12 protein-coding genes are annotated in these 12,911 nt (G+C 58.1%); 7 read left to right on the top strand and 5 right to left on the bottom strand.

Annotation, left to right across the window (positions count from 1 at the left end; translation table 11 throughout):
• Positions 1 to 14 precede the first annotated feature (14 nt).
• Genes CRO87_RS16845 through CRO87_RS16835 form a run of 3 tightly spaced genes read left to right on the top strand, consistent with a single transcriptional unit; the run spans position 15 to position 2,960 of the window.
• Complete coding sequence (locus tag CRO87_RS16845; RefSeq protein ID WP_097164089.1) at positions 15 to 1,370, top strand: MFS transporter; 1,356 nt, start codon at positions 15 to 17, stop codon at positions 1,368 to 1,370.
• Positions 1,348 to 2,127 (top strand): electron transfer flavoprotein, encoded by a 780-nt coding sequence (locus CRO87_RS16840; protein ID WP_097164088.1) that lies wholly within the window; start codon positions 1,348 to 1,350, stop codon positions 2,125 to 2,127. The genes CRO87_RS16845 and CRO87_RS16840 overlap by 23 nt, the downstream gene beginning before the upstream one ends.
• Complete coding sequence (locus CRO87_RS16835) at positions 2,124 to 2,960, top strand: electron transfer flavoprotein subunit alpha/FixB family protein (RefSeq protein WP_097164087.1); 837 nt, start codon at positions 2,124 to 2,126, stop codon at positions 2,958 to 2,960. Before CRO87_RS16840 ends, CRO87_RS16835 begins: the two co-directional genes overlap by 4 nt.
• Here CRO87_RS16835 and CRO87_RS16830 read toward each other — a convergent pair.
• The 4 genes from CRO87_RS16830 to queD form a co-directional block, all read right to left on the bottom strand.
• Complete coding sequence (locus CRO87_RS16830; protein ID WP_097164086.1) at positions 2,944 to 3,519, bottom strand: glycerol-3-phosphate responsive antiterminator; 576 nt, start codon at positions 3,517 to 3,519, stop codon at positions 2,944 to 2,946. The two genes, CRO87_RS16835 and CRO87_RS16830, sit on opposite strands and share 17 nt — an antisense overlap.
• An 18-nt stretch (positions 3,520 to 3,537) precedes the next feature.
• Entirely contained in the window at positions 3,538 to 3,810 is a 273-nt protein-coding gene (locus CRO87_RS16825; protein WP_097164085.1) for a ferredoxin family protein, read from the bottom strand.
• Positions 3,801 to 5,069 (bottom strand): FAD-dependent oxidoreductase, encoded by a 1,269-nt coding sequence (locus CRO87_RS16820; protein ID WP_097164084.1) that lies wholly within the window; start codon positions 5,067 to 5,069, stop codon positions 3,801 to 3,803. Before CRO87_RS16820 ends, CRO87_RS16825 begins: the two co-directional genes overlap by 10 nt.
• 81 nt (positions 5,070 to 5,150) lie before the next feature.
• Positions 5,151 to 5,513 (bottom strand): 6-carboxytetrahydropterin synthase QueD, encoded by a 363-nt coding sequence (queD, locus tag CRO87_RS16815; RefSeq protein WP_097164083.1) that lies wholly within the window; start codon positions 5,511 to 5,513, stop codon positions 5,151 to 5,153.
• Between the two features lie 305 nt (positions 5,514 to 5,818).
• Here queD and cysJ point away from each other — a divergent pair, with 305 nt between their 5' ends.
• The 3 genes from cysJ to cysH all read left to right on the top strand — a co-directional run bounded on the left by cysJ (position 5,819) and on the right by cysH (position 10,173).
• Complete coding sequence (cysJ, locus tag CRO87_RS16810; protein ID WP_097164082.1) at positions 5,819 to 7,624, top strand: NADPH-dependent assimilatory sulfite reductase flavoprotein subunit; 1,806 nt, start codon at positions 5,819 to 5,821, stop codon at positions 7,622 to 7,624.
• On the top strand, positions 7,624 to 9,336 hold the full coding sequence (gene cysI / locus CRO87_RS16805) for an assimilatory sulfite reductase (NADPH) hemoprotein subunit (RefSeq protein WP_097164081.1): 1,713 nt from the start codon (positions 7,624 to 7,626) through the stop codon (positions 9,334 to 9,336). The genes cysJ and cysI overlap by 1 nt, the downstream gene beginning before the upstream one ends.
• A 102-nt stretch (positions 9,337 to 9,438) precedes the next feature.
• Positions 9,439 to 10,173 (top strand): phosphoadenosine phosphosulfate reductase, encoded by a 735-nt coding sequence (gene cysH, locus CRO87_RS16800; protein WP_097164080.1) that lies wholly within the window; start codon positions 9,439 to 9,441, stop codon positions 10,171 to 10,173.
• 39 nt (positions 10,174 to 10,212) lie between these two features.
• On the opposite strand, the gene CRO87_RS16795 is transcribed toward cysH, so the two are convergent.
• The gene (locus CRO87_RS16795; protein ID WP_097164079.1) at positions 10,213 to 11,256 is read right to left on the bottom strand and encodes an aminopeptidase; all 1,044 of its coding nucleotides are present in this window, start codon (positions 11,254 to 11,256) and stop codon (positions 10,213 to 10,215) included.
• Positions 11,257 to 11,493: 237 nt separating this feature from the next.
• On the opposite strand from CRO87_RS16795, the gene cysG reads away from it, so the two are divergent.
• On the top strand, positions 11,494 to 12,909 hold the full coding sequence (gene cysG, locus CRO87_RS16790; protein WP_097164078.1) for a siroheme synthase CysG: 1,416 nt from the start codon (positions 11,494 to 11,496) through the stop codon (positions 12,907 to 12,909).
• The last annotated feature ends 2 nt before the right edge of the window (positions 12,910 to 12,911 follow it).

Here is a 12,911-nt window from a genome sequence, read left to right as displayed (position 1 = left end):
CCTGAGGGGGAGCTATGAGCGCGTCACCTGTACGAATGGACGATCTGCCGCTAACCCGCTTTCACTGGCGCATTGCCGGACTGACCTTTGGCGCACACCTGACGGACGGTTACGTGCTGGGCGTCATCGGCTACGCCATTATTCCGCTCCAGGCGCAAATGAGCCTGACGCCGATGCTCGAAGGGCTCATCGGCGGCTCGGCGCTGTTTGGCCTGTTTCTCGGCAGCCTGATCCTCGGCTGGATCTCCGATCACATTGGTCGCCAGCGTATCTTCACCTTCAGTTTCCTGCTGATCACCCTGGCTTCCTTCTTACAATTCTTTGTCACCTCGCCAGAGCAGCTGATCTTCCTGCGCATCCTGATTGGCTTCGGCCTCGGCGGTGACTACTCGGTGGGGCACACGCTGCTGGCGGAGTTTTCGCCCAAACGCTATCGCGGCATGCTGCTGGGCGCGTTCAGCGTGGTCTGGACGCTCGGCTATGTGCTGGCGAGCGTGGCGGGGCATCACTGGATCGGTAACGATCCTGAAGCCTGGCGCTGGCTCCTTGCTTCCGCGTCATTGCCCGCGCTGGCTATTACGCTGCTGCGCATGGGCACGCCAGAATCGCCACGCTGGCTGATGCGCCAGGGGCGCATCAACGAAGCCCACGCCATCGTCCGGCGCTTTCTCGGCGCGAACGTGCTGCCCGGCGATGAGATTTCTGGCGTTACCACCCGTCATATCAGCACGCTGTTTTCCGCCCGCTACTGGCGACGCACGGCGTTCAACAGCCTGTTCTTTATCTGTCTGGTGGTGCCGTGGTTCGTGATTTACACCTGGCTGCCGACCATCGCTCAGACCATCGGGCTGGAAGATGCATTGACCGCAAGCTTAATCCTCAACTGCCTGCTGATTGTCGGTGCCTTGCTCGGCCTGGTGCTGACCTGGTCGCTGTCGCGGCGTCAGTTTTTGATCAGCAGCTTTCTGCTGCTGGCGCTCACCCTGACGGCGCTGGCGTTCACCCCCGCCAGCAACAGTACAATGATCCTGCTGCTGTTTGTTCTGTTTAGCACGGCCATTTCGGCGGCGAGTAACCTGGTGGGGATTTTGCCCGCCGAGAGTTTCCCGACGGACATTCGTTCGCTGGGCGTAGGATTCGCTACCGCAATGAGCCGCTTGGGTGCCGCCATTGCCACCGGTTTTCTGCCTATGGCGCTGGTTTCCTGGGGAATGCGCAGCACTTTGCTGATCCTGGTCGCGGTGCTGCTGGTGGGATTCGTCGTGTCACTGCTGTGGGCGCCGGAAACCCGCAATTTATCGCTGGTGGAGGCGGCCGATCTGCCGCCAAAGCCGCAAGGAAAGGTCGATGAATATTCTGTTGGCGTTTAAGGCTGAACCGGACCTGTCGATGCTCGCGGAAGCCGACTGGCAGGCCGCCGCCCGGAAAAATTCAGCGCCCGACCCTAAGCTGATGCGCGTGCTGATGGGCAACGACGAACAGGGAGCAGCGGAGCTGATGCTTCAGGTTTTAGACGCGAATCCCTCGCTGATGCTCAGCGCCATCACGCTTGGGGATCAGCGTGCCTTACCGGCCCTGCGCAATCTGGCGGCGTTGGGATTTGCGCGCCAGACGCTGCTGCTTTCGCGGGAGGATACCCGCTTCTCGCCCATGTATGTGGCCCAGCAGCTGGCAGTGCAGGCTAAAGAGCAGAACGCCGGGCTGGTGCTGCTCGGCAGCCAGAGCAGTGAAGGCCAGAACGGGCAGACTGCATGGCTGCTGGCAGAAATGCTCGGCTGGCCCTGCTTATCGTCGGTTTGCGGACTTGGCGTCGACGGCGAAGGGTTTGCCGTCGAGTGCGAAGATCAGCAACAGCGCAGCCGCTGGTCCGTGGATCGGCCTGCGGTACTGAGCGTACGCAATCGAGGCCAGCTGGCGCTGCGGGTGCCAGGCATGCGCGCGAGGCTGGCTGCGGCGAAAGTAGATGTGGAGCAGATCGCTTGCGTGCCTTCCGACTCTGCTGAAATGACCTGCCTGTCTCTGGAGCGGCAGATCGCCCGGCGCAGCGGCATCATTATTAATGAACCTGCTTCTCAGGCGGTAAAGCGGCTGTGGGATGACTATCTGTCTGAAAGGATCACGTTGTGAAAATCGCGGTAGTAACGCTCCGGCCTGAAGATGAAGGGCATCTGGCAAGTTTCCTTAAGGAAAATGCGCTGTCGCCGCAGCAGTGCTGGCGAATGCAAAACGCTTCTGTGGCATCACACCTGGCGACGCTCGAAGCTGAATATCATGTTGCCTTACCCGATTTGATTCTGTTCCCACCGTCTGAGGAAGGGAATGAACTTGCCACCCGCCTGGCGTGGCGGCTGCGCGGCTGCGCGGTTTGCCAGGCGCGGGGCTTTGACGACGAAACCCGTACGGTGAGAAAAGCGGCGTACGGCAACGCGCTGACGGCAACGTTGCAACCTCAGCATTTTCCTCTTTGCTTATCTGTTGTGGCAGCGCCGCTACGTCAGCACGCTGTTTTCCCTGCGGATATGCCCGTCAACCTGCTGACGCCGGTTCCTGTTTCTGACGCGCTGCCGCCGCCGGACGTTTTGAACAAATCTGCACATCCGCTCCAGTCAGCCCGCGTTGTGCTGGCGGCCGGGCAGGGCGCGGTGGATCAGGCCATTGAACGCCTGGCGCAAAAGCTGAAGGCTGAGACTGGCTTTACCCGCCAGCGCGTGATGGCAGGCGGGTGCGATGCGCAGCGGATGCTGGGGATTTCCGGGCAAAGCGTTGCCCCGGAGGTGTGCCTGATCGCCGGTGCGTCCGGTGCGTCGGCGTTTATGGCGGGCGTGTCGCAGAGTCAGTTTATCGTGGCGATCAATCACGATCCCGAAGCCCCCGTTTTTGCCGCGGCGGATGTCGGGATCGTCGGTGAGGCAGAGGAAGTCCTGGAGGCGCTGGCGTCCCGCGTCAGTTCAGTCTCTTAGCCAGTTTCCACACGTCGGTATTGGTGGTGGAAAGCGCTAGCACCCCCGCCGCAATAGCGTTGCGGGCATCTTCCTCATCGCACACCAGGCCTCCGGCAATCAGAGGCTGGCGCACTTTTTCCGTCACCCAGTTCAGCACCTTCGGCATGCAGCCCGGGAGAATTTCAATGCAGTCGGCGTTCGACTGCGCCACCTGCTTGTCGATGTTGTGGAACGAAATAGAGTCGACGATAAACAGGCGGTGAATGCAGAAGAAACCCTCCGCGCGGGCGGCTTTCAGCATATTGGGCTTGGTGCTGATAATGCCATCGGCCTGGGTCACCAGCTTGAGAAACTGAATCACCACCTCCTTATTCGAAGCGCCTTCCAGTAAATCAACGTGGATAAAGGCGATTTTGCCCGCCTGCTTAATCTTCTGAATGATTCCTGTGATGGTGCAAATGTTTCCATAAAGCACGGATATAAACTGGCAATCGGAGGCAATGGCCAGCTGGAGGCTGGCGTTATCCTTAACCGCGGCGATAACCGGGTTCTGTCTCAGCAGGTGAAGTAGCGACACTCAAAATCCTCAAATGTATTAGCCAAAACGCAGGGTCAGTCCGGTTCCGGAAGGGGGATGGTGCCACTCAGCAAGGGCGGTATCACCCGCCACCAGCCGACAGCTGCCACACTCCAGGCAGCCCTGAAAATGCACGTTTACCTTGCCAGCGGCGTCGCGGCGAAACAACCCGGCCGGGCAAATCTTTTCCAGCAGGGCGATTTGCTCATCGCTGAGTACGGGCCGAAGCGTAATGTGTGCTTTATCGGCAGGATGATAACAGTTGCGGGCAAGGCTCTCGCTTACAGGCATCGCAGGCTCCTCACAATATCGGCACTCAGCCGGGAAAAACCGAAGCGTCGCGCGTGGCGGAACAGGATTTGCCACAGCGGCGGATTCGCACCGGAATCGACACGCGTTAAATCCTGCATCACCGCATGGCTGAATTCGGGCCACTGGCGATACCAGCTCTCACTTTGCAGCAGCGCGGGCACGTTGCGATAACGCTCAAGCTGCTGCCATAGCGCGTTGCTGTGCAGCTCGCCGTCGTACAGCGTTTGCAGCGGTTTGTCTGGCCTTTGGAAAAACGCGATTAGCGCCCGTGCCGCAGCCTCTGCGCTCAGCATTGCGGTGTCCATCCCCCTGACCGTTACGCCGGTATTAATGCAGGTGCGCAGCGTATCGCCGACCAGCAGCCAGCCTTCGCCCGCGCGCTGGAGCGGCATGCAGTTCAGCCCGCCTTCCGGCACCAGATGGGCGCCATATTCCAGCGTTTCGGCATCGCGAATTAATGGCCGCAAAGCGGGATGGTGCTTGAGTTTTGCCAGCAGGGAAGAGGCCGAATCCGGGCCGCTACGTAAGGAGGCCAGCGGCGCGACAATCCCCAGCGACAGCGACTGCTGATTGGTATAGAGAAAGGCTCCGGCGGGTTTGCTGCCGCATATCTGGCCACTGAACAGCCATGCCACGCCCTCATTATCTTCAGTATGAAAACGTTCCTGAAGCCGCGAGCCGTCAAGGGCGAGCGTCTCTTTGATACCCAGCGCCATGCTCTCATGAGAAGGGCGGGGGAGAAGGTTCGCCTGCTCGGCAAGCAGGCTATTGGCGCCTTCGGCCAACACGACGACTTTTGCCCGCAGCGTTTCGCCTTCACAGATAACGCCAGCGATGCGATTCCCCTCCCGCAGCAGCGCTTCCACGGTCACATTACACAGCATCTGCGCACCTTCCTCCTCCGCCTGGGCTGCAAGCCACGGGTCGAAGCGGGCGCGCAGCACGCTCCAGGACTCACTCGCCGGATGCTGCGCGCAAAGCGTGGTTGCGCCATCGGCGGTCAAAAGGGAGAAATGCTCACGGGTGATGCGACGCTCAAGTGGCGCAGTCTTTTGAAAGTTCGGGAGAATATCGGCGAGGGCGTAGCCGTAGAGCCTGCCGCCGGAGAGGTTTTTGCTGCCGGGCTGTTCGCCGCGCTCGATAAGCAGAACGGACAGCCCGGTGCGGGCACTGAGCAGGGCGCAGGTCGAGCCTGCTATCCCTGCGCCAATAATAATAAGGTCAAAATCGTCCGCCACCTTGCGCTCCTTTTCCGTAGAACGCATTACCCTAACATAGCGGAATTAAAGGGAATTTGACCGCTGCCGCAAAGGCAGAAATCATTCGCCGCGGTAGATGCAACCGGCGGTGCAGGTTTCTTTGATCATGACTGCGCTGAGCAAAGGTACCAGCGGTTTGATTTCATTCCAGATCCATTTGGCCAGCACTTCGCTGGTCGGGTTTTCGAGGCCCGGAATATCATTCAAATAGTAGTGATCGAGCCTGTCGTAGGTTGGTCTGAAGGCGGCTTTCAGTTCGGCAAAATCCATGATCCAGCCCGTGTGCGGATCCACCTCACCGGTGATTTCCAGACGTACCATAAAGGAGTGACCGTGCAGACGACCGCACTTGTGGCCAGCAGGGACGTGTGGGAGGTGGTGGGCCGCTTCAAACATAAAATCTTTAAACAGGGTGGTGGACATCGTTAACTCTCGAAAATGCGGAAAAAACCGGCGAATCTTACCGCAACGCGCCTTTTTTCGCATTAACTAAAACCGGCGTTAAACGGCAGATGGGGTTCAGCGTTCGCTTGCAACTAAAAAATATATATTTATCAATTGATTAATTAACCTGTTTTGCCGATAAGAACGATAGCTAAAACAGGTTAGTCCATTTGGTTATTTATTATTTCCATCCCTTCTTTAATTGTTATTATCCAGGTCTTTATCCTTACTCTCACTGCACGATTACGATAATAATTTGCTTTGCTACTGGAACATAACGACGCATGACGACACAGGCCCCACCTTCCGCTTTGCTTCCGCTGAACCCGGAGCAGCTGGCACGCCTGCAGGCGGCCACCACCGATCTTTCACCGACCCAGCTTGCCTGGGTTTCTGGCTATTTCTGGGGCATGCTCAACCAGCAGCCGGGCAGTGCGGTCAGCGCCGCGCCCGTTACCGCTGAAGCGCCAGCCATTACTCTGATTTCCGCCTCGCAAACAGGCAACGCGCGCCGCGTGGCAGAGCAGCTTCGCGACGATCTGCTGGCGGCGCAGCTGAACGTCAAACTGGTGAACGCGGGCGACTACAAATTCAAACAAATTGCCCAGGAAAAACTGCTGGTGGTGGTGACCTCCACCCAGGGCGAAGGCGAGCCGCCGGAAGAAGCCGTGGCGCTGCACAAGTTCCTGTTCTCGAAAAAAGCGCCGAAGCTGAACGGCACGGCGTTTGCCGTGTTTGGCCTCGGTGACACCTCCTACGAATTCTTCTGCCAGTCAGGCAAAGATTTTGACAGCAAGCTCGCCGAGCTTGGCGGCGAACGCCTGCTGGACAGAGTGGATACCGACGTTGAGTTCCAGCCTGCGGCAGCCGAATGGCGGGCGCGTATTGTTGAAGTGCTGAAAGCCCGCGCGCCGAAAGAGAGCCCGGCGCAGGCTGCATTGAGCGCCGCCGGGGCGGTGAACGAAGTGCATTCCAGCCCTTACAGCAAAGAAGCGCCGCTGACCGCAACGCTTGCGGTGAACCAAAAAATTACCGGCCGCGATTCTGAAAAAGACGTGCGCCACATTGAAATCGACCTGGCAGATTCCGGCCTGCGTTATCAGCCGGGCGATGCGCTTGGCGTGTGGTATCAGAACGATCCTGCGCTGGTGAAAGAGCTGGTTGAACTGCTGTGGCTGAAGGGCGACGAAACGGTCACCGTGAACGGTCAGGCGCAGCCGCTGAGTGAAGCCTTGCAGTGGCACTTCGAGCTGACTGTGAATACCGCGAATATCGTGGAGAACTACGCCACGCTGACCCGCAGCGATTCCCTGCTGCCGCTGGTGGGCGATAAGGCGAAGTTACAGCATTACGCCGCCACCACGCCGATTGTCGATATGGTGCGTTTTTCTCCGGCGCAGCTGGATGCCGAAGCATTAATCGGCCTGCTGCGTCCCCTGACGCCGCGCCTCTATTCGATTGCCTCTTCTCAGGCTGAAGTGGAAACCGAAGTGCACGTCACCGTGGGCGTGGTGCGTTACGACATCGAAGGTCGCGCCCGTACGGGCGGAGCGTCCAGCTTCCTCGCCGATCGACTCGAAGAAGAGGGTGAAGTGCGCGTGTTCATCGAACACAACGACAACTTCCGCCTGCCTGCTAACCCGGACACGCCGGTCATCATGATTGGCCCGGGCACGGGTATCGCCCCGTTCCGCTCCTTCATGCAGCAGCGCGCGGCCGACGGCGCGGAAGGCAAAAACTGGCTTTTCTTCGGCAACCCGCACTTCACCGATGATTTCCTCTATCAGGTGGAGTGGCAGCGCTATGTCAAAGAAGGCGTCCTGAGCAAAATCGATCTGGCGTGGTCCAGAGATCAAAAAGAAAAAGTCTACGTACAGGACAAGCTGCGCCAGCAGGGCGCGGAGCTGTGGCGCTGGATCAATGACGGTGCCCATATTTATGTCTGCGGCGACGCTAATCGCATGGCGAAAGACGTTGAGCAGGCTTTGCTGGAAGTGATTGCTGAATTTGGCGCGATGGACGCCGAAGCGGCAGACGACTATTTAAGTGAGCTGCGCGTAGAGCGCCGTTATCAGCGAGATGTCTACTAATGAGCGAAAAACACCCGGGCCCTTTAGTGGTCGACGGCAAGCTGTCGGACGCCGAGCGTCTGAAAAAAGAGAGCAACTACCTGCGCGGCACCATTGCAGAAGATTTGCATGAAGGCCTGACCGGCGGCTTCAACGGCGATAACTTCCTGCTGATCCGCTTCCACGGCATGTACCAGCAGGACGATCGCGACATCCGTGCCGAGCGCGCCGAACAGAAGCTGGAGCCGCGTCATGCGATGATGCTGCGCTGCCGCCTGCCGGGCGGGATCATCACCCCGAAGCAGTGGCAGTCGATCGACAAGTTTGCTGAAAACAACACAATCTACGGCAGCATTCGTCTGACCAACCGTCAGACGTTCCAGTTCCACGGCATCCTGAAAAAGAACGTGAAACCGGCGCACCAGATGCTGCATGAAGTGGGGCTGGACGCGCTGGCAACCGCCAACGACGTGAACCGTAACGTGCTTTGTACGTCGAACCCGATTGAGTCTGAGCTGCACGCGGAAGCCTACGAGTGGGCGAAGAAACTGTCTGAGCATCTGCTGCCGCGCACCCGCGCCTATGCAGAGATCTGGCACGATCAGGAGAAAGTCGCAACCACAGACGAAGAGCCGATCCTCGGTGAAACCTATCTGCCGCGTAAGTTTAAAACCACGGTAGTGATCCCGCCGCAGAATGACGTGGATCTTCATGCCAACGACATGAACTTTGTGGCGGTGGCGGAGAACGGCAAACTGGTGGGCTTCAACCTGCTGGTGGGCGGTGGCCTGTCTATCGATCACGGCAACAAGAAAACCTATGCCCGCACCGCGAGCGAGTTTGGCTTCCTGCCGCTGGAGCACACGCTCGCCGTAGCGGAAGCGGTGGTCACCACTCAGCGCGACTGGGGTAACCGTACCGATCGTAAAAACGCCAAAACTAAATACACGCTGGAGCGCGTTGGTGTGGACGTCTTTAAAGCCGAAGTGGAACGCCGTGCGGGCATGACTTTCGCCCCAATCCGTCCATACGAATTTACTGGCCGCGGCGACCGCATCGGCTGGGTGAAAGGCATCGACAATAAATGGCACCTGACGCTGTTTATTGAGAATGGCCGTATTCTGGATTACCCGGATCGTCCGCTGAAAACCGGCCTGCTGGAAATTGCGAAGATCCATAAAGGCGATTTCCGCCTGACAGCCAACCAGAACCTGATTGTCGCGGGCGTGCCGGAAAGCCAGAAGGCGAAAATTGAAAAACTCGCTCAGGATCATGGCCTGATGAACGCCGTGAAGCCGCAGCGTGAAAACTCGATGGCCTGCGTCTCCTTCCCGACCTGTCCGCTGGCGATGGCCGAAGCCGAACGCTTCCTGCCGTCGTTCGTCGACAAAGTGGAAGCGGTGATGGCGCGCCACGGCGTGGGCGATGAGCATATCGTTCTGCGCGTGACGGGCTGCCCGAACGGCTGTGGCCGCGCGCTGCTGGCGGAGCTGGGTCTGGTGGGTAAAGCGCCGGGTCGCTACAACCTGCACCTGGGCGGCAACCGCATGGGCACGCGCATTCCGCGTATGTACCGTGAAAACATTACCGAGTCAGAAATCCTTGATTCTGTCGACCAGCTGGTGGGGCGCTGGGCCAAAGAGCGCGATGCCGATGAAGGCTTCGGTGACTTTACCGTACGCGCCGGAATTGTCCGCCCGGTGCTCGACCCGGCCCGGGATTTCTGGGAATAACGTATCCTTGCCGGATGCGGCATTCATGCCTTATCCGGCCTACATAAATGTGTCGCTGTAGGCCTGATAAGCGCAGCGCCATCAGGCAAAAGTGAGGAATTTATGTCTGTACTCGATCTGAACGCCTTAAATGATTTGCCGAAAGTCGATCGCGTGCTCGCCCTGGCGGAAACTAACTCGCAGCTGGAAAAGCTGACGGCCGAAGAGCGTGTCGCCTGGGCGCTGGAGAATCTGCCGGGTGAATATGTGCTTTCTTCGAGTTTCGGTATTCAGGCTGCGGTGAGCCTGCATCTGGTGAATCAGCTGCGCCCGGATATTCCGGTGATCCTCACCGATACCGGCTATTTATTTCCGGAGACTTATCAGTTTATCGATGAGCTGACGGATAAGCTGAAGCTCAACCTTAAAATTTATCGGGCTGAACAAAGCCCGGCATGGCAGGAAGCGCGCCACGGAAAATTGTGGGAACAGGGCGTTGAGGGCCTTGAGAAATACAATGAGATTAACAAAGTCGAGCCAATGAACCGGGCGCTGAAAGAGCTCAACGGACAAACCTGGTTTGCCGGCCTGCGTCGTGAACAGTCAGGCAGTCGGGCTAATTTACCGGTGCTGGCTATTCAGCGTGGCGTATTCAAAATCCTGCCAATTATCGACTGGGACAACCGCACGGTTTATCAGTATCTGCAAAAGCACGGCCTGAAATATCACCCGCTGTGGGATCAGGGCTATCTTTCCGTCGGTGATACCCACACTACCCGTAAATGGGAGCCTGGCATGGCGGAAGAAGAAACGCGCTTCTTTGGGCTTAAACGCGAGTGTGGGCTGCACGAGGGGTAACGTTCTGCCGGGCAGCGTGATGCCTGCCCGGTTAAAAGCTTAACCTTTCCCTGCTTTTGCCAGCTCCTTCACCAGCGGCAACATGATTTTTACGACGTCGCGACCGCGACGCTCGATTCGGCCAGGCAGGGCTTTGTCGATGTACTGCTGGTTGTCGAGGCGAACGTTATGCCAGCTGTTGCCGTCGGGGAAGTCGTGGCTTTTGGCGCGCTGCTGGAAACCATCCTTGTTGCCGAGCGACCAGTTTGTGGCTTCGACGGAAAGCACGGGGATCCCCGCGTTATCGAACACTTCAGCGTCATTACAGCAGCCGGTGCCTTTCGGGTAATTTGCATTCAACCCTGGATTCACTGCGGCCTGAATACCGTGCCTGTGGGCGAGCGTGATAGCGCGGTCGCGGGTCAGCTTACGCACCGACGCCGGGGTTGATTTTCCGCTGTTGAAATAGAGTTTGTCGCCGACGACCAGGTTATCCAGGTTGATCACCAGCAGGGTATTTTTGCGCTCTGCGGCGCTCATGCGAGACAGCAGGTTATCCGCGCCAAGTTTTCCCTCTTCCTCACCGCTGGTTGCCACAAAGCGAATGCTGTATTCGGTGGTAATGTCCTTCAGGCGTTCTGCCAATTCCAGCATCACTCCCACGCCCATTGCGTTGTCGTCGATGCCCTGTAGCGTTAATCCACCGAGGTTGTTCTCCGTGTCGGCATCACTGTGCGGGGCGTAAGTGTCGAGATGCGCCATCACGATAATCTGCTGCGCCGCCTTGCCTTCGTGCGCGGCAATCACCGTGCTGCCGGTGACCTTATGCCAGTTCTGACGTTTGTCCTTACTGGTATAAATGAAGCGGCTGTTAAAGGTGCGGATATCGCTTTCGTAACCCATCTGGGCAAACTGCTGACGCACGTAGTCCGCGGAGAGCATTTCCGCTGGGCTGCCGGTCATGCGGCCAGGAAAATAGGTGGCGATATAGCGGGCTTGCTGGTTTGCAATCGAGCCTGTGGGAAGCGATGCGGCAAAAGAGGGCGCCGTTAAACATGCACCTATCGCCAGGGGAAGCAGGCGGCGGCACAGGGCGGAAAACATAGTGTGTCCTTACATCAGGGCAAAATAATCAACTGCCCTAGTATGAAACTGTGAGCGGTCTTACACAATTTCATTTCATCTTAAACCGGCTAAAAATCGCGCGTTAAGCACTTTTTAGCATTTGCAATTCCGGGGTGTTATTCCTTTGCGGAACTACTCATTCCATTTCGTAATTTCATTTGCTCAGAGCCTCCCCCTATAGTCCCCCTATGCTGAATGTGAATGAGTTGTAGCGCCGTGGACTATTTACCTCTCTTTGCCACTTTGAAAGACCGTCCGGTTCTGGTGATCGGCGGTGGTGATGTGGCGGCCCGAAAAATCCTGCTGCTGCGGCGGGCGGGGGCTGAGGTGCGTCTGGTGGCGCGGCAACTCTGTGCAGAACTCAGCGAGCAGGTTAACGAGCAGGCGATTGTCTGGCTTGCAGAAGAATTCGATGAAACGCAGATTGATCCTGTGTTTTTGGTGATTGCCGCCACTGACGACAGCGAACTGAATCAGCGCGTCTATGAGGCGGCTAACGCCCGCCAGCGGCTGGTGAACGTCGTCGATAATCAGCCGCTGTGCTCCTTTATCTTCCCGTCGATTGTCGACCGTTCACCTTTACTGGTGGCGATCTCGTCTGGCGGCACGGCACCGGTGCTGGCGAGAATGCTGCGTGAAAAAATCGAAGCGCTTTTGCCAACGAATCTTGGACGAATGGCGCAGGCGGCGAGCTACTGGCGACACCATATTCAGACACGTTTACACAGCGTTGCCGAGCGCCGTCGTTTCTGGGAACGCGTGTTCACCGGGCGTTTTGCCAGCCTGATGGTGGCAGGCAATGAATCTGCGGCCCAGCAGGCGCTGGAAGATGAATTGAATCAGCCTGAGCGAAAGATCGGTGAAATTGTATTAGTGGGCGCGGGGCCGGGCGATGCCGGGCTGCTGACGCTGCGCGGTTTACAGGTTATTCAGCAGGCCGATGTGGTGTTTTACGATCACCTGGTCAGCGACGGCGTGCGGGAGCTGGTGCGCCGCGATGCTGAAATGATTTGTGTCGGTAAACGCGCCGGGACTCATAGCGTACCGCAACATGAAACGAACCGGATGCTCGTCGAAGCCGCTCTGGCGGGCAAAAACGTGGTGCGCCTGAAAGGCGGCGATCCCTTCATTTTTGGTCGCGGCGGTGAAGAACTTCAGGCCGCCGCCGAGGCCGGCATTCCTTTCCAGGTTGTGCCTGGCGTAACGGCAGCAGCAGGCGCAACGGCCTACGCGGGTATCCCCCTGACGCATCGTGATTACGCTCAGAGTGTGACCTTTGTTACCGGACATTACAAAGCCGACAGCACGCCGTTCGACTGGGCGCAGCTGGCGCAAAGCCGTCAGACCCTGGCTATCTATATGGGCACCATGAAGGCCGCCGAAATCAGCCGTCAGCTCATTCTGCACGGTCGCAGCAGCGAAACACCGGTGGCGGTGATCAGCCGCGGCACGCGCGCAGACCAGCAGGTGACCGTCGGCACCTTACAACAACTCGAAAGCCTCGCGAAAGACGCCCCGATGCCAGCGCTGCTGGTGGTGGGCGAAGTGGTGCAGCTGCATCATCAGCTCGCCTGGTTTCAACACAACTTACAGCAGGAGGGATTCAACTCTTCTGTGGTGAATCTGGCTTAAGG

It is taken from the genome of Enterobacter sp. CC120223-11, from assembly GCF_900215375.1.
Lineage (GTDB): Bacteria > Pseudomonadota > Gammaproteobacteria > Enterobacterales > Enterobacteriaceae > Scandinavium.
Note: the sequence above shows the minus strand (reverse complement) of the source record. Positions and strands in the feature narration are given on the sequence as shown.